14 protein-coding genes and 1 tRNA gene are annotated in these 15,363 nt (G+C 59.0%); 1 reads left to right on the top strand and 14 read right to left on the bottom strand.

The annotated features are described in order from the left end of the window. On the top strand, window positions 1–1,032 hold the full coding sequence (locus AF71_RS25035; RefSeq protein ID WP_169683709.1) for an aldo/keto reductase: 1,032 nt from the start codon (window positions 1–3) through the stop codon (window positions 1,030–1,032). Between the two features lie 39 nt (window positions 1,033–1,071). On the opposite strand, the gene AF71_RS25030 is transcribed toward AF71_RS25035, so the two are convergent. From AF71_RS25030 to AF71_RS24965, 14 genes are all read right to left on the bottom strand, one after another. Further along, window positions 1,072–2,142, bottom strand: coding sequence for an ABC transporter ATP-binding protein (locus AF71_RS25030; RefSeq protein ID WP_169683708.1), 1,071 nt, complete (start codon window positions 2,140–2,142; stop codon window positions 1,072–1,074). Further along, window positions 2,139–2,966: a carbohydrate ABC transporter permease gene (locus tag AF71_RS25025; protein WP_113161420.1), complete on the bottom strand. Its 828-nt coding sequence runs from the start codon at window positions 2,964–2,966 to the stop codon at window positions 2,139–2,141. Before AF71_RS25025 ends, AF71_RS25030 begins: the two co-directional genes overlap by 4 nt. Next, complete coding sequence (locus AF71_RS25020) at window positions 2,963–3,865, bottom strand: sugar ABC transporter permease (RefSeq protein WP_018856679.1); 903 nt, start codon at window positions 3,863–3,865, stop codon at window positions 2,963–2,965. The genes AF71_RS25025 and AF71_RS25020 overlap by 4 nt, the downstream gene beginning before the upstream one ends. Before the next feature lie 111 nt (window positions 3,866–3,976). Continuing rightward, on the bottom strand, window positions 3,977–5,209 hold the full coding sequence (locus AF71_RS25015) for a sugar ABC transporter substrate-binding protein (protein WP_018856680.1): 1,233 nt from the start codon (window positions 5,207–5,209) through the stop codon (window positions 3,977–3,979). Window positions 5,210–5,274: 65 nt separating this feature from the next. Then, the gene (locus AF71_RS25010) at window positions 5,275–6,177 is read right to left on the bottom strand and encodes a sugar phosphate isomerase/epimerase (RefSeq protein ID WP_169683707.1); all 903 of its coding nucleotides are present in this window, start codon (window positions 6,175–6,177) and stop codon (window positions 5,275–5,277) included. A 12-nt stretch (window positions 6,178–6,189) separates the two neighbouring features. Next, the gene (locus AF71_RS25005; RefSeq protein WP_169683705.1) at window positions 6,190–7,224 is read right to left on the bottom strand and encodes a Gfo/Idh/MocA family oxidoreductase; all 1,035 of its coding nucleotides are present in this window, start codon (window positions 7,222–7,224) and stop codon (window positions 6,190–6,192) included. A 611-nt stretch (window positions 7,225–7,835) separates the two neighbouring features. Further along, window positions 7,836–8,120: a DUF6538 domain-containing protein gene (locus AF71_RS25000; protein WP_169683703.1), complete on the bottom strand. Its 285-nt coding sequence runs from the start codon at window positions 8,118–8,120 to the stop codon at window positions 7,836–7,838. A 79-nt stretch (window positions 8,121–8,199) separates the two neighbouring features. Next, window positions 8,200–8,275: transfer RNA gene (locus AF71_RS24995), tRNA-Val, on the bottom strand. 212 nt (window positions 8,276–8,487) lie between these two features. After that, window positions 8,488–9,525 (bottom strand): LacI family DNA-binding transcriptional regulator, encoded by a 1,038-nt coding sequence (locus tag AF71_RS24990; RefSeq protein ID WP_169683701.1) that lies wholly within the window; start codon window positions 9,523–9,525, stop codon window positions 8,488–8,490. Between the two features lie 422 nt (window positions 9,526–9,947). Then, a complete protein-coding gene (locus AF71_RS24985; protein ID WP_210258384.1) occupies window positions 9,948–11,387 on the bottom strand; it encodes an exopolysaccharide biosynthesis polyprenyl glycosylphosphotransferase in 1,440 nt (479 codons plus the stop codon). A 422-nt stretch (window positions 11,388–11,809) separates the two neighbouring features. After that, window positions 11,810–12,181, bottom strand: a complete 372-nt coding sequence (locus AF71_RS24980) for a hypothetical protein (protein ID WP_169683700.1) — start codon at window positions 12,179–12,181, stop codon at window positions 11,810–11,812. Between the two features lie 104 nt (window positions 12,182–12,285). Continuing rightward, window positions 12,286–13,107 (bottom strand): carbohydrate ABC transporter permease, encoded by an 822-nt coding sequence (locus tag AF71_RS24975; RefSeq protein ID WP_025658223.1) that lies wholly within the window; start codon window positions 13,105–13,107, stop codon window positions 12,286–12,288. Window positions 13,108–13,109: 2 nt separating this feature from the next. Next, window positions 13,110–13,976: a sugar ABC transporter permease gene (locus AF71_RS24970; RefSeq protein ID WP_169683698.1), complete on the bottom strand. Its 867-nt coding sequence runs from the start codon at window positions 13,974–13,976 to the stop codon at window positions 13,110–13,112. A 52-nt stretch (window positions 13,977–14,028) separates the two neighbouring features. Then, window positions 14,029–15,360, bottom strand: a complete 1,332-nt coding sequence (locus AF71_RS24965) for an extracellular solute-binding protein (RefSeq protein ID WP_169683697.1) — start codon at window positions 15,358–15,360, stop codon at window positions 14,029–14,031. Window positions 15,361–15,363: the final 3 nt, after the last annotated feature.

Here is a 15,363-nt window from a genome sequence, read left to right as displayed (position 1 = left end):
ATGGATTACCGCAAGCTTGGCCATAGTGGAGCAATTGTAACCGCCTACTGCCTCGGCACCATGACGTTCGGTGCGGAGGCCGACGAAGCTTCCTCGCACAAACTGCTCGACGATTACTTCGCCTGGGGCGGAAACTTCATCGACACAGCCGACGTCTACAGTGCCGGCAAGTCGGAAGAGATCATCGGAAGCTGGCTGAAGGCGCGCCCGAGCGAGGCAAAGCAAGCCGTGATCGCGACCAAGGGACGGTTTCCGATGGGGTCAGGTCCGAACGACATCGGCCTTTCGCGCCGCCACCTGAACCAGGCGCTTGACGCCTCTCTTTTGCGGCTCGGCGTCGAGCATATCGATCTCTATCAGATGCATGCATGGGACGCACTGACCCCGATCGAGGAGACGCTGCGCTTCCTCGACGACGCCGTCTCTGCCGGAAAGATCGGCTACTACGGCTTCTCCAACTATGTCGGATGGCAGATCGCCAAGGCAGCCGAAATCGCCAAGGCCCGCGGCTACACTCGCCCGGTAACGCTGCAACCACAGTATAATCTGCTGGTGCGCGACATCGAGCTGGAAATCGTCGCGGCATGCCAGGATGCCGGCATGGGGCTACTGCCGTGGTCGCCGCTCGGCGGCGGCTGGCTGACGGGCAAATACCGGCGCGACCAGACGCCGACGGGCGCTACCCGCTTGGGGGAGAACCCGAGCCGCGGCATGGAATCTTACGCCCAGCGGAATGCGCAGGAGAGGACATGGGCGATCATCGAGACGGTAGAGGCGATCGCCAAGGCCCGTGGTGTCAGCATGGCACAGGTCGCCCTTGCCTGGACGGCAGCGCGACCAGCGGTAACATCCGTCATTCTCGGAGCGCGTACGAGCGAGCAGCTCGCAGACAATCTCGCTGCTGCAAAGCTTCTGCTTTCCGAAGAGGAAATGACGAAGCTTAGCGATGTCAGCCAGCCGCATGTGGCCGACTATCCCTATGGGGCTGGCGGCACAAACCAGCGCCATCGCAAGATCGAAGGCGGGCGGTAAGATTAGTGTGCGGCCGGAATTTTCCGGCCGCCTTATACTTCAGAGGCGCACGCCGCTCGCGTCGTCGAAGAGGTGCAGTTGCGATGGATCGACGGTCATGCCGACCGTTTCGCCTGCGCGTGCTGTACCGCGGCCCGTCTCGACGATCGTCAGCTCGGGGGTCGTCGCCGCCGTGACGAAGGTGGATGAGCCGGTGGATTCCACCACCGCGACAGGCACATCGAAGGTGCCCTGCCCGGGTGCGGTTACGCCGATATGCTCGGGACGAATGCCGGCAGTCACCTTGCGGCCTGGCTGGATCTGATGGTCGATCGCGATCTTGTGCTTCACGCTGCCGAGATCGATGGTCAGGCTGCTGCCGTCTTCGCCTGCTACCGCCGGGATGAAGTTCATGGCCGGTGAGCCGATGAAACCTGCAACGAACTTGTTGGCGGGCTTGTCGTAGAGATCGAGCGGCTTGCCTTGCTGCTCGATCACGCCCTCGCGCATGACGACCACATGGTCGGCCATTGTCATGGCCTCGATCTGGTCGTGGGTGACATAGACCGAGGTGGCATGCAGACGGTCGTGCAGCGCCCGGATTTCCTTGCGCATGTGAACACGCAGTGCGGCATCGAGGTTGGAGAGGGGCTCATCGAACAGGAATGCTTTCGGATGGCGGATGATGGCGCGGCTCATTGCAACGCGCTGGCGCTGGCCGCCGGAAAGCTCGCGCGGGTAACGCTTCAACAGATGCGACAAGCCAGTTGTAGCAGCGACCTCCTCCGCCGCCTTTTTGGCTTGCGCCTTGGCGACGCCGCGAATGCGCAGGCTGTAGGTCAGGTTCTCCTCGACGGTCATGTGCGGATAGAGCGCGTAGGACTGGAAGACCATGGCGACATCGCGCTTGCGCGGCGGCACGTTGTTCATCAACTCGCCGGCGATCTTCAACTCACCCTCAGAGATACTCTCAAGGCCTGCGAGCGAACGAAGCAGTGTGGACTTGCCACAGCCGGACGGACCGACGAGTGCAACAAAGGTGCCCTTTGCGATCGACAGGTTGATGTTCTTCAGGGCATGAAACGCGCCGTAGTGCTTGTTGACGCCGCTGAGCTCGATCTGATTGGTCATTTAAGGGCTCCAGAGGTGAGGCCGGATACGATGCGGCGCTGCAAGAGAACGAAGATGGCGAGGATCGGCGTCACATACATCGTGGCGTAGGCCATGATGTTGTTCCACTCGTTGGTGTTCGGTCCCATGAAGGAGTTGAGACCGACACTCGCCGGCTGAAGCTCGGCAGCCTGGATCATCGACTTCGAATAGACGAACTCACCGAATGCCTGCATGAAGATGAGGATGGCGCTGACGAGGATGCCATTGCGGGCAAGCGGCAGCACGATACTGAAGAAGGCACCGACGCGGCTGTTGCCGTCGACCAGCGCTGCTTCCTCGAGTTCCATCGGCACCGCCATGAAGGTGGCGCGCACCAGGACGACGAAGAAGGGCATGCTCTTGGCGGCGATCGCGATGATGACGGCAAGGCGCGGATAGTCGAGCATGCCCAGTTGCGAGAAGCCGACGAAGATCGGGGTCACCATCAACGATGCCGGCAGGACCTGCAGCATCAGGATCATGAACAGACCGATGTCGACCCAGACGTTGCGGTAGCGCGCCAGAACATAGGCGCAGCCGACGCCAAGAACGGTGATCAGGGTAACGGCGCCGACGGCGATGACCAGCGAGTTCCAGAGATACCGGCCCATGCCGCGGCTTTCCCAGACATAGCCGAAGGTTCCCCATTGCGGGTCGCCCGGCCAGAAGCTCGGGGGCGTTGCGAACATCTCGGACCCGCCCTTGAGGGCCGTGATGTACATCCAGTAGAGCGGGAACAGATAGATCGCCGCCATGAGGATGGCGATCACGAGCATAATTCGATTGCGTGTCGTATCGCTCATCCGCGCACCTCATGACGTGTGGAGCGGACATAGACGACCGAGGCGAACATGACGAAGATGATCATGATGACGGAGATGGTCGCGCCCTTGGCGAAATCATACTGGCGGAAGGACAGGTCCCAGGCCCAGTACTGCGTGACGTTGGACGAGTTGTTCGGGCCGCCCGAGGTGATGGCGGCAAAGAGATCGAACTGCTGCAGCGTGAAGATCAGCCCAAGTGCGATGATGGCGCCGATCGTGGAACGCATCATCGGCAGCGTGATCGTCCAGAAGCGTTGCCAGGCATTGGCACCGTCGAGTTCGGCGGCTTCATAGAGGTCACCGGGGATGCCGGACAGGCCGACCGACAGCAGGATCATGTTGAAGGCGGTTCCCAGCCAGACATTGGCGATGATGACCGCATAGAGCGAAAAATGCGGATCGGAGCGCCAGAAGATGTTGCTACTAATGATGCCGCTCTCCTTCAGGATGAAGTTGAGGACGCCGAAATCGCCCGAGAGAATCCAGTTCCAGATCGCTCCGACGACAAGGCCGGGCATGACCCAGGAGACGAGAAACAGGCCGCGCAGCCACGAGGCGCCGGGGAAATTGACCCAGAAGAACAGCGCCAGGCCAAATCCGATCAGAAACTGACCTGCGATCGAGCCGACGACGAAGATCACCGTATTGCCGAGGATCGGCCAGGTTTCCGGCTGGGCAAAGAGATCGGTATAGTTCTTGAAGCCGACGAAGGGGCGCGAGAAGGTTCCGAGGCTGAACATGTCAACCTCCTGGAAGCTCATCACCACATTGTAGATGAGCGGCAGTCCCGCCATCAGGAACAGGAAGGCCAGCGGAAAGGCGACCAGGGTGATGTCGAAGCCGCGGCCGTCTCTGACGCTTGAAAGAATCCGTTTCATCGATCCTCCAATACTCCGAACGGGGCTGCCTGAAGCTTGCGCTGCAAGACAGCCCCTGCCGGGAGGAAATGGTAGGGACGGCCCGAAAGCCATCCGGTTATGCAGAGTGGATTAGCCGAGCACAGCCTTGATCTTGTCGGCAGCCTGATCGAGCGCGTCCTTCGGGCTCATCTGGCCGGTCAGGGCAGCCTGGATCGCGTCCTGGATCGCCTTGGAGATCTTCGGCCATTGCGGATTCGGGCCGCGAGGCTTGGCGTACTTCAGCTGTTCGATGAAGACCTTCAGCGCCTCATCCTTGAGCTTCTCGCCGGTTTCCGGGATGGTGATGTCGGAACGGGCCGGAAGCTGGCCGTAGTTCTTGAACATCTTGTCGTCCTTCGAGGCAAAGAACTCCAGTGCCTTGAAGGCTTCGGCCGGATGCTTCGTGCTGGAGAAAATAGCCCAGTTGAAGTCGCCCATTGCCGAGGAACGCTCAGCGCCTTCCTTCGGAACCGGAAGCAGGGCAACGCCCCAGTCGAACTTCGCCTCCTTGGTCATGCGGTCGAGTTCCCAAGGACCGGAGATCGCCATCGCGGCATTGCCGGAGTTGAAGGTGCCGGTCGAATCCCACTGGCCGCGCGTCAAGGTGTCCGGAGAAGCAAGCTTCTCGTCCATGATCGTCTTCCAGGTTTCAAGCGCCTTGACCGCGCCTTCGGCATTGATGTTCTGATAACCGCCGCCCGCCATCTGGGCCCAGGGAAGGAACTGGAAGGTGCCTTCCTCGTTTGCCTTGGCCGAGAAGGCGAGACCATAGACGTTCTTTGCGGGGTCGGTCAGCTTGCGGGCATCCTCGACAAGCTCGTCCCAGGTCTGCGGCGGCTTGTTCGGGTCGAGGCCCTTCGCCTTGAACATGTCCTTGTTGTAGTAGAGCGCGATCGTGTTGGTCGCCTTCGGCACGCCGTAGTACTTGCCGTCCCATTCGACGGACTTCAGCGGACCTGGGAAGTAGTTTTCCGGCTTGATGACCGATGATCCCTTGATCATGTCGGTAATGTCGAGGAAGGCCCCGCGCGAAGAGAACATCGCGTGCTCGGGGTTGTCGACGGCGATGATGTCAGGGGCCTGGCCGGTGGCATAGGCGCGCATGGCCTCGGTGACGACATCATCGAACTGGATCAGACGATATTCGATCTTGATGCCATTGTTCTGGGCGTTGAATTCCTTGACGAGGTTCGGCGCCGGCTGGATGTCCTTGTCCAGCGACCAGAGGGTCAAGGTGACGTCTTCGGCCTTGGCGGCCAGGCCGAAGAGAGAAACGCCTGCGAGCGCCAAGGCGCCGATCATTGCAAACTTGCGGATACCCATAGTTCTCCTCCTTTGTGGTTATCCTGTCGGAAGCCGGCGATTCCTCCTCGCCGGCCGCGATGTCATCAAACCGGATCGACGACGAAATCGGCGCCCCGGGCATGCTTGAGATGGTTGAGCGCATAAACCTGACCGGTCATTTCCAGCGCGTCGCGATAAACCGGGTCGTGCCAGCCTTCGATATCGATCGAACCGGACCAGCCGGCAAGCCGCAATTCGGAAATGATGTCCGTCCAGTTGCTGTCGCCGAAGCCCGGCGTACGCATGAAGACAAACTTCTCCTTGCCGAAAATGCCATGTTCCTTGATGACGTCCCAGCGGATCGTCGCGTCCTTGCCGTGCACGTGGAAGATCTTCTTGGCCCACTTGCGGATCTGCGGCAGCGGCTCGATCAGATAGACCATCTGATGGCAGGGCTCCCACTCAAGGCCGATATGATCGTCCGGCGTTTCGTTGAAGATCAGTTCCCAGGCATCCGGGTTGTGCGCGATGTTCCAGTCGCCGGTCGCCCAGTTGCCGTCCATGGCGCAGTTTTCGAACGCGATCTTGACGCCCTTGTCGGCGGCGCGCTTTGAAAGCTCGCTCCAGATTTCCTTGTAGCGCGGCAGGCTGTCGGTCAGCGGCTTGTTGCGGATTCGACCGGTAAAGCCGGCAACGCAGGTTGCGCCGAAATGGTGAGCATTGTCGATGCAATCCTTCCAGCCCTGCAGCGTCTGCAGGTCGATGTCGGTCGTTTCCAGCGGATTGCCGAACATGCCGAGCGTCGAGATCGTGATGTCACGGTCACCGATGGCGTCGCGTGAGCGTTTGCCGAGTTCGGCCAGATTCTGGCCGTTGGTCGTCTGCCAGAAGAAGGGTTCGAAGCTTTCAAAGCCCATATCGGCAATCTGGCCGATGCGCTTGTCGGCGCCGCCCTTGGAGGCGCTGACCATGGTGCCGATACGAATGGACTTGGCGGGGTTGCTCACAATCGCTTTTCCTTATGCTGAAATTTCGATGCGCTTGCCGGTCTTGGCGCTTTCGATCGCGCCGAAGACCATGGCGAGGCTTCTGATATTGTCGGAGCTTGCGGTTTCGGGCCGCTTGCCTGTCTTGATCGCCTCGACGAAGCTTGCAATGACGCTGGCATGGCCGTGCGTTTCTTCTTCGTGCGCGGGCTCGGGAACGTTTACGGGCGTAAAGCCGTGCAGGAGGCCGGGATCCTTGCCGGCGACAGCTGCATTGAATGTATCGCCGCCATCCCAGGTCAGCATGCCCTTCGAGCCGACGAGACGCCATTCGCTTTCCCAGCTCGTGCGCTCACCTTCAGCGCACCAGGAGCCGCGATAGGTGAAGACGACGTCGTCGGAAAATTCGAAGGTGGCATTGGCGGATGCGCCGTGCTTGTACCAGGATCCGGTCGGATTGCGTTCGACGCAATAGACGGCAAGCGGCTTCTTGTCAGCGACATAGCGTGCTGCGTCGAAGGTATGGATAGCCATGTCGAGCAGAAGCACATTGTCCATCTCCTCGCGAAAACCGCCGAAATGCGGGCCGAGGAAGAAGTCGCAATGGATGGCGGTCAGGTCACCGATCGCCCCGCTCTCGACGAAGCGGCGCATGCGGCGGACACCGGAGATGAAGCGGCGGTTCTGGATGATGGCGTGGATCTTGCCGGTCTCGGCGGCGAGATCGATCAGCGCGGCTCCTTCTGCAAGCGAGGTCGCCATCGGCTTTTCGCTGAGAACATGGCAACCTCCCTTCAGCGCCGTCGAGACGACATTGAAACGGGCTGTCGGTATGACGACGTCGAATACGATGTCGGCCTTGGTCCTGGCGATGACGTCGGCAAGATCGTTGCCGATGACAGCGCCCTCAAGACCGAACTCGGCGGCAAGTGCTTCAGCGGCTGCCGGATTGACATCGACGAGGCCCTTGACCTCGATCGCGGCTGCAAGAGCCGGGGTTTCCTTGATGGCGCGCAACCAGCCTTTGGACATGGCTCCGCACCCGCATAGAACGGCATTCAAAATCACGATTTCCTCCGGTGGATCGTTTCCGGTTTTCCTCCCGAAACGCATCCCGTAAACGTTTACGATACTAAGCGGAAACGTTTCTTGGTGTCAATAGTGGTTCAAACAGTGCGAAATGCTGCGGAAAACACCTGCAAACCTAGGGCTTTAGATAAATACGTGCTGCACCGCAGCACGGAAAAAATCTGACTGATCTCGCCGCGGTAAATGGCTTCGGACCTGCGCGTGTCCGGCCCGCCCGTTCCCGATGCCAGCGACCAGAGAGGCCGCCTAAAGCACGGCTTTGGCTTCGTCCATTGTATAAGTTCGATCTGCGCTGTTGACGGAGCGGTACGCGGGCAGCGTCACTAAGGCGAGAGGGATGGCGTTCGGAAACAATTCCCCAAGGCTCTGCTCTCGCGCTACTCAACGACTGTCCTTAGGTTCTGAATACGTTGCTTGACGGTATTGTTGGAGATATCACCCTTCTGCAGCATGGCGCACTTCCACGCCTCAACGTCCTTTGCCGTGAGAGTTGCTACGGTGGGACCCTTCCGTGCAAGGCCCCACGGTCGCCCGCAGAGATGCGCTCTTGCAAGGAGAGCCAAGAGCGCCAGACGCTTTCCTCTCCAGGCTCAGCAGTCTGCCGTTCGACAAGACGACGACAGGCCAGCCCCGCAAGGCCCCACGATATCCTTGAAGGCCAGCGGCTGCGGTTCTTCGCGTAGCGCCCTGAACTCTCTATCCTTCTGAAAGTCCATTTCCCCGCACAGGCGTTTGGCCTCTCTTGGGTCCTTAGTTCGGAGGGAAATCGAGTAGCGCTCTTTACCAATCTTGGCGATCAGGTCTTTGGGAACTCGCTTGACGCAGTAGTAGACGCCCTTCGGGCCTTTGGTCGGATTCGTGATCAAATGCACCATGTACGTCACCCGTGTACACGACTCGGGTCTCAGGTAGCCCTTGATATAACTTAGGTTTTTGAAACGTAAGGGAGAAGAATGGTGGGCGATGAGAGACTCGAACTCCCGACATCCTCGGTGTAAACGAGGCGCTCTACCAACTGAGCTAATCGCCCTCGCGAAATCGGTCCCGTTTGGTCCGCCGCGTCGGTGGCCGTGATTTATGCGGATCGCGGGGAAACCGCAAGAGCGTTTGTGAAGATTTTTTTATTTTTTCGGAAGGGATTTGCAGGGCTCGAACCACTAGGGGCCAACCAAGCCGATGCGCGGTGGCAAAAACCGCCTGCACTGGGAAGCGATGAGCAGGGCCTTCCGACCACGCTGGAGACTATGCCTCCAGCGAAAAGGCGTCGCTCTCGCCCGGGACGAGCTCAAGGGGCCAGATCGTGTTGCGGGCACCCCTGGGATAATGCTCTGCGTAAGCCGGCATCGTCGCGAGCAAGGTCTCGGCGAGCTCGACGCCGAGATCGCGCAGTGACATGCGGAAGCAGGTTAGCGATGGCTGCAGAAATTTTCCGCGAGGTTCCTCACGAAAGCCGATAACCGCCAGATCTCGACCAGGAACGATGCCCGCCTCGTTCATACGCCGGTAGAGACCAATCGCCATCAACTCGTAGATCAGAATGATGGCCGTCGGCTTGCTGTTGAGCCGTAGCATCTCATGACCGGCCTGATAGCCGCCCTGCTCGCTCGATTTGACGCGGATTACCAGCGACGGATCATAGGCTATTCCGTGGCGCTCCAGTGATTGGCGATAGGCATCGACGAAAATATAGCCGAGGTTGATGTCATTGGATGGCGCCGCGATCGCGATACGGCGATGTCCCTTCGACACGAGACGATCGACAGCGCAGGCTGCAACGCCCTCGAAGTCCAGATCGATCCAGGGGTGGCTTCCGCCGGACGTGCTGCGGCCAAGCGCGACGAAGGGTATCTTGGCCTTCACCAGAAGATCGATGCGCTTGTCGACCCGCTGCGTCGCCGAGATGATCATCGCATCGACGATGCGTCGCGCGACCATGCGCTTGAGGTATTCATGCGGATCCTCGTCGTTTGGGCACGGCAACATCAACAGATCAAGTTTGTGACGGGACAGGACACTCTGCAGGCCACCAGTAACGCCGAGGAAGAAGTTGTCGCTGTTTTCGACCGTTTCCTTGCTGGACTCGATCATCAGGCCGATGACATTGGTCGTGCCCTGTCGGAGGCTCCGGCCGGACTGGTTTGCCACATAACCCAGCTCCTCTGCCGCCGCGAGCACGCGCTTGCGGGTTTCCTCGTTGACGTCGGGCCTGTCGTTCAGCGCACGCGAAACGGTCCCGATCGAAATGTCGAGATGCTTGGCGAGTTGGCGAATTCCCTTCATTTGCGACAATCTTCCTCCCGGATTGAACGCGGCAGGTCCCTATCTGCCACACAAAAACGTTTCCGGAAAGCGCGATTGCAACCGCAGCCGTAGCGTCAATTCTTGCTCAGGCAGCGGTCGACAGAGTTACTATCGCTGCCAAAGCGCCGGCGGCGGCTCCGACGGATTTCGCTATGGCGTCGGGCATTCGCGCATGTCGTGACGGCGACAGCAGTTGAAGTAATTCCGAAAGGCCGGCGCCGACAATGCATCTGATCGTAATCAGCATCGGAGACTGCGAATAGCCAAGCACAAAGAAGAAGGCCATCGCCGCGAAGCGAGGCTCCGGTCGAGATTGACATGCGTGATCGTTCGCGGACGCAGCCATATGGGAGCGATCGTCACGAAGAGGCACCTTGCAAACACCTGCAAACGATGACGAGCTAGTAGGCGTTGCGGCGGCCGATCACAGTGCCAATCGTCATGAAGACTATTTTCAGATCGAGCCACAGCGACCAGTTATTGATGTACCAGATGTCGTGGCGAACGCGGTCAGCCATGCGATCCACGGTCGGGGTTTCCCCTCGGCATCCGTTGATCTGGGCCCAGCCTGTCAGGCCTGGCTTGACGTGGCGACGGGATGCGTATTGGGCAATAAGCGCTCCGTAGAGATCATCGTGCACCAACGCATGCGGACGCGGGCCAACCACAGACATGTCACCTCTAAGAACGTTCCAGAACTGCGGCAGTTCATCCAGGCTTGTTGATCGAATAAAGCCGCCAACTCGGGTGACGCGAGGATCATTGCGTGTTGCCTGGCGCACGTCACCGGCATTTTCCATGACAGACATGCTACGAAACTTGAGGATCCGGAATGTCCGTCCGTTATATCCTTTTCGAGACTGCGCAAAGAAAATCGGTCCGGGACTGTCGAGCCTGATGGCGACGGCAACCGCAGCGCAGATCGGGAACATGACCACCAGCGCGGCTATCGAGAAGGCGATATCGAACGCTCTCTTCAGCCCGCGTTCGTAAAGCTCGAGCGGTGGGCGATGGGTCTGAAATACGCGCCGTTCTCCGACAGTCTGCGCGAAGCCCTCGACGACATCACCGACCACTCCGCCGAACATGACGTTTACCGGCACACAGAACTGGCGCAGGGTGTTCAGACACTCCTCGAGCGCCCGCAAATTGCCGTAGTCACTCCAGGCAACCAAGACCTCATCGACGTCGCCTATGCCGCTCTTCACATAAGCGTCGCTCGTAGAGGCCAGCGAATGATCACCCTCGGAAATTCGCATCGTATGCTCAACGGAGAGACCGCTGAGTGCGGCACGTTGAACAACCGGTTCCGTCGACATCGCGCCTGGGCATACAAGCAGGACCCGACGGCTGGGGAACGCCGCGCGCGCCATCGCCCTGTTAAGGTAGCGATACCAGAACAAGCGCAAAGCCGTCAGTCCGCTTAAAGAGAGGGCCGCACTTGTGACGATTGCGCCCAGCGATATCGTCATGTCGATCTTGAGGAACAGGATGACGGCGAAAAGGAAGAACAGGGCGGCCGGGAGGAACGCGACGATCAGCAACAATTGGCGACGGAAGGAGAACATTTCGCTTGGTCGATAAGCGTGGACGCTGAACATCGCCAGTACGAAAATCGTTGCCACAAGCAAACCGATCCCGATGTAGCGTGACGGGTCAGCCAGGGTGCCGTAGGTAATCTGCTCATAGAACAAATGCCCTGCGGCGCTCGCCGCAAGGAGGACGACAAAATCGAACGCCGCTGCGATGCAGGTAATCGCGATGCTGTGGAAGCCGAACCATTTCCGGTCGCTCTTGACCGAAAGATGCGGGCCCCAGCTCTGTTCGACTGGAATGGTCATGAAGCACACCCTCAACCCTGCCGTATAGTTAGCATGGGTTAAACGTGCCCAACAATTATCCTCGAATACGCCTTATTGCGTAACGTTGAGACAATGCCTGAATATATTTCGAATCATGGAAAGTATAGTTTTGGAATACGCAGCATAGATTGTATTTTCTTGATGGGTTTCTATTAATTTGTATTCGCGCAAGGTCTCTGATCCTGATCTGTTCTTTGGATCCGCCCACTTTCGCGTGTCGTTATCTCAGATCGGCGCTACATGCGCCGGATTCGTCGCCGACCTGCGCCATATTTGCCGAGCGGAAGCCAGGTCGTTGGTGCGATTTGCGCGCCGGAACCGCGCTTCCTGCCCTACCATGTAACCGGGATCGCTGTCGAACCTGAAAACATTGAGTTTTTCGGGAAAACCGCTGGACTCGGCTATCTCGGTACGTCCAGCTTGTTGACTGCGAACTGATAGTTGTTGCCGGTGCCCGCTCGGGTGACCACCAGCTTGCGTGTCCTTGTTGTGATACGAGCAAAATTCCCGTCCGTCGTGATCGACCGCGCGATCGAAATCTTGGCGGAGTCTATTCCCGGGAACTTTTCCGGGCATGCCTTGCCACCGATGCCATACATGCGCGTGCCGCCTTTTTCGTAACGTTGCAAAATGGGCCGGCCGCCCGGATCGGCAAGAACCTTGCAGCCTGGCGCATTTGGTACCGGAACCATCCGATACCAGGGGCTGTCACCGAAAGCGCTGAGCACGGATAATGACAGCAGGGCGGAGGCGACAAGAGATAGTCTCAGCATGGCCCGGATCCTTCGTTGCCAACCCTGCAAAGGTATATTAGCAAACACTGATCGACAAGATTCATCCGGGTTTCGGAAGAGACCCTGGGGCCTTGCAGGTGTCCCTACCCCTTCACGGCGCCAGCGGTCATTGAGCCGGAAATCTGCCTGTACATGACGAGACCGAGCACCGCAGGCGGCAGCGCGCCGAGCATCATGACGGCCGATGCGGTTCCCCACTGCACCCCGCCTCCGCTGGCGGCAAAGAAGAAGGAGGCGCCGACGGTCATTGGAACGGCCTGGCTGGTTGTCAGCATGAGGCCAAACAGGAACTCGTTCCAGGCGGTGATGAAGCCGAAGATGAAGGTGGTCACCAATGCCGGCCTGACGACGGGCCGGATGATCATCAGCATTACTTGCCAGGAGCTGGCACCATCCACCTTCGCTGCTTCGTCAAGTTCCAGGGGCACGTCGGAAATGGCATTGACCATGATGACGAGCGCAAGTGGAGTATTGACAATCGTCAAGATCAGGCCCAGCCCAAGCCGCGTATCCAAAAGACCAAGCCATTGATACATCATATAAAGCGGGATCGCGAAAATGATCAGTGGCACGGCCCGCAGGTTTATGATGACAGGCAACAGGGTGCGCTTGCCCGCCTCGCTTCGAGCAATGGCATAGGCCGCCGGGAAGGCCAGAAGGATCGCAAGGCTCGTTCCGATGAGCGAGGCAATCGTACTGTTGAAGAGATACGAGTAAATATTGAACCGATCCGTGTGGGTCAGAACCCGAAGGTAGTTCTCAAGTGTCGGCTGGCTTATCCAGAGACCGGGATTGATTGACAGTTCACTCGCGCTCTTCAACGAGGTGACGAGTGTAACGATGACCGGAAAGTTCATTGCGAGCGTAGCAATTGCAAAGACGAGCCAACGAGCAGTGTTCAGCATCGCTATGTCCTCCTGCGACCGGCAAGCCAGTTGAGACCATAGAGCACCGCAAGCGAGGCGACGAACAACATGACGGATGCCGCAACCGCCTTGCCGATGGCGCCCTCCTTGAAAAAGGCCTGGTAGATGTAGATCGAAAGCGATGTCGTTGATCCGCCGGCGCCACTGCCGGTCAGCGCATAAACGTTGTCGAACACGCGAAAACCGTCGATGAAGCGGATGAAGAAGGCGATGACGAGTGTGGGAAGCATCAGCGGCAGTTCGATCCACCACAGGATCTTGAACCAGGGGGCGCCGTCGAGCGCGGCCGCTTCCCGCACATCGAGAGGTATCGCAACGTAGGCCATATAAAAGAGCAGAAAGGCAAACGGCGTCCACTGCAGCGTTTCGACGACGATCAGCGTGCGAAAGGCATTATTGATGTCGAGGAAGGCCGGGCTGTCACCGAACCACAGGAAAAGATAGTAGGGCACCGGCCCGGCAAACTCATGCAGCACAAGCCGATACATCAGGCCGATCATTGCGGGAGCGACCATCAATGGCAGCATCAACGGCGCCATCAGAAACGATCGCTTCGCAAGCAGTGGCGCAAGGAAGATCGCAAGGAACAGGCCGATCAGGCATTCGGCAAGCGCGGTCAGGATGCCAAAGCGCATCGAGAAAGATACAGCCTGCCAGAACTCTCGGTCTACCAGCACTGATGCGTAGTTGCCAAGCCCGCTGAGGCTCGGACTGCGCAGGTTCTCGAAGCTGACGGTAGAGACCGAGTAGATGAGGTTGACGAGCGCAGGAAAGCCCAGAAAGAGAAGCAGGAATGCCACAAGCGGTGCGAGATAAGCTCTGCCTTCGGCACGTTTTACAATAGCCATTATGGTCCGCCGGGTGTGCCGGCGCCAGGCGAAACCTGACGCCGGGTTCGTCCTACTTCTTCAGGAGATCCTGCATGCCCGTCTTCACATGGGCAAGCGCGTCGTCGAGGCCCTGTTGGCCCGCCCAGTAGCCCGTGAACTCCTTTGCCTGAAGTTCATAGACCGACAAGGCATTGGCGGAGGTGGCGCCGTTCATCACATAGCCATACTTGCTCGCGAACTCGCCGAGTTTGACGAGATCAGGACGCTCGCTGGCAACCTTGGCGACGACTTCGGGCGAAAGGGCCGGAGAACCACCGCTTTTGGCATAGAGAAGTGCCGCATCCTCGCTTGCCAGCCATTTCAGGAACTTGGTCGCACCTTCCTTGTTCTTGGCATTCTTGTTAAGGCCAAGCCCGAGGCCGTGGATGTGGTCCGCGCGGCCGTCAGGGCCAGCGGGCGGCGCGACGATGCCGGTCACTCCGGCAACGGCCGGCGACTTTTCAGCGTTGGTCAGATCGGCCGCTGCTGCATTCCATTGCAGCGCAGTTGCAGCCTGGCCCGAGCCATAGGCGGCATTGGTCTCGGCGTACTCGTAGCTCAGCGAATCCTTCGGGGAAGCGCCTGCATCATAGAGCTTCTTGTAGAGCTCGAGGCCGGTTTTGTACGCATCGGAATCGACCGTGATCTTGCCGTCCTTGTCCATCCAGTTGCCGCCGTAGGAGCGTGGCAGGGATTGGAAGACCATCATGTTGAAAAGCAGGTTCTTCATCTGCAGGACAGTGCCGTAGCGCACGGGACTTGCCGAATTCGCCTGCTTGCTGAAATAGAGCGCAGTTGCTGCCCAATCGTCCCAGGTCCAGCTGTCGGGATCCTTCGGCTGGAGTTCCTTGCCGAGGTACTTCTGGGCGATTTCCCCGTAGGCCTTCTTGGCCGCCTCGTCCTTCATCAGGGCGTCGATGAGATCCTTGCGGTAGTACATGAAGTGCAGGGAGAGGTCTGTCGGCACGCCATACTGCTTGCCATCGAACTGCATCGTCTTGAGGACAGATTCACCAAACACCTTTGCGGCGTCCGAACCCAGTTCTACAGGCTCCATGTAAGGCGCGTAACGGCCAATCGAATAAGTGGCAACCAGATTGACGTCGAAAGCATCGGAGCCGGCGGCCATGTCGGCCTGCAGCTTGTCGAAGAAGCCATCGCGGTTGAAGAACAGCAACTGCACCTTGTCGGCGTCGCTGATGCCGGCCTTAGCATTGTAGGCTTCGACCGTAGCTCTGAGCGCGTTTTCCTCCGAGCCGCCTGGCCAGCCGAGCACGGTTACAGTCGCGTTTGCCAGACCCGGCAGTGCGACGCTCGCAAGGAGCGAAGCCAGTGCCGGAAGAGACCTGGTTATGGATTTCATCGT

The sequence above is a fragment of the Rhizobium sp. 57MFTsu3.2 genome (assembly GCF_012932765.1).
Lineage (GTDB): Bacteria > Pseudomonadota > Alphaproteobacteria > Rhizobiales > Rhizobiaceae > Rhizobium > Rhizobium altiplani.
This window is presented reverse-complemented; position numbering and strand designations above follow the sequence as displayed.

Bases quoted from the DNA above. Each gene is read 5' to 3' on its own strand.
- AF71_RS25035 (WP_169683709.1), top strand. From the start codon at position 1: ATGGATTACCGCAAGCTTGGCCATAGTGGAGCAATTGTAACCGCCTAC.
- AF71_RS25030 (WP_169683708.1), bottom strand. From the start codon at position 2,142: ATGACCAATCAGATCGAGCTCAGCGGCGTCAACAAGCACTACGGCGCG.
- AF71_RS25025 (WP_113161420.1), bottom strand. From the start codon at position 2,966: ATGAGCGATACGACACGCAATCGAATTATGCTCGTGATCGCCATCCTC.
- AF71_RS25020 (WP_018856679.1), bottom strand. From the start codon at position 3,865: ATGAAACGGATTCTTTCAAGCGTCAGAGACGGCCGCGGCTTCGACATC.
- AF71_RS25015 (WP_018856680.1), bottom strand. From the start codon at position 5,209: ATGGGTATCCGCAAGTTTGCAATGATCGGCGCCTTGGCGCTCGCAGGC.
- AF71_RS25000 (WP_169683703.1), bottom strand. From the start codon at position 8,120: ATGGTGCATTTGATCACGAATCCGACCAAAGGCCCGAAGGGCGTCTAC.
- AF71_RS24990 (WP_169683701.1), bottom strand. From the start codon at position 9,525: ATGAAGGGAATTCGCCAACTCGCCAAGCATCTCGACATTTCGATCGGG.
- AF71_RS24985 (WP_210258384.1), bottom strand. From the start codon at position 11,387: ATGACCATTCCAGTCGAACAGAGCTGGGGCCCGCATCTTTCGGTCAAG.
- AF71_RS24980 (WP_169683700.1), bottom strand. From the start codon at position 12,181: ATGCTGAGACTATCTCTTGTCGCCTCCGCCCTGCTGTCATTATCCGTG.
- AF71_RS24975 (WP_025658223.1), bottom strand. From the start codon at position 13,107: ATGCTGAACACTGCTCGTTGGCTCGTCTTTGCAATTGCTACGCTCGCA.
- AF71_RS24970 (WP_169683698.1), bottom strand. From the start codon at position 13,976: ATGGCTATTGTAAAACGTGCCGAAGGCAGAGCTTATCTCGCACCGCTT.
- AF71_RS24965 (WP_169683697.1), bottom strand. From the start codon at position 15,360: ATGAAATCCATAACCAGGTCTCTTCCGGCACTGGCTTCGCTCCTTGCG.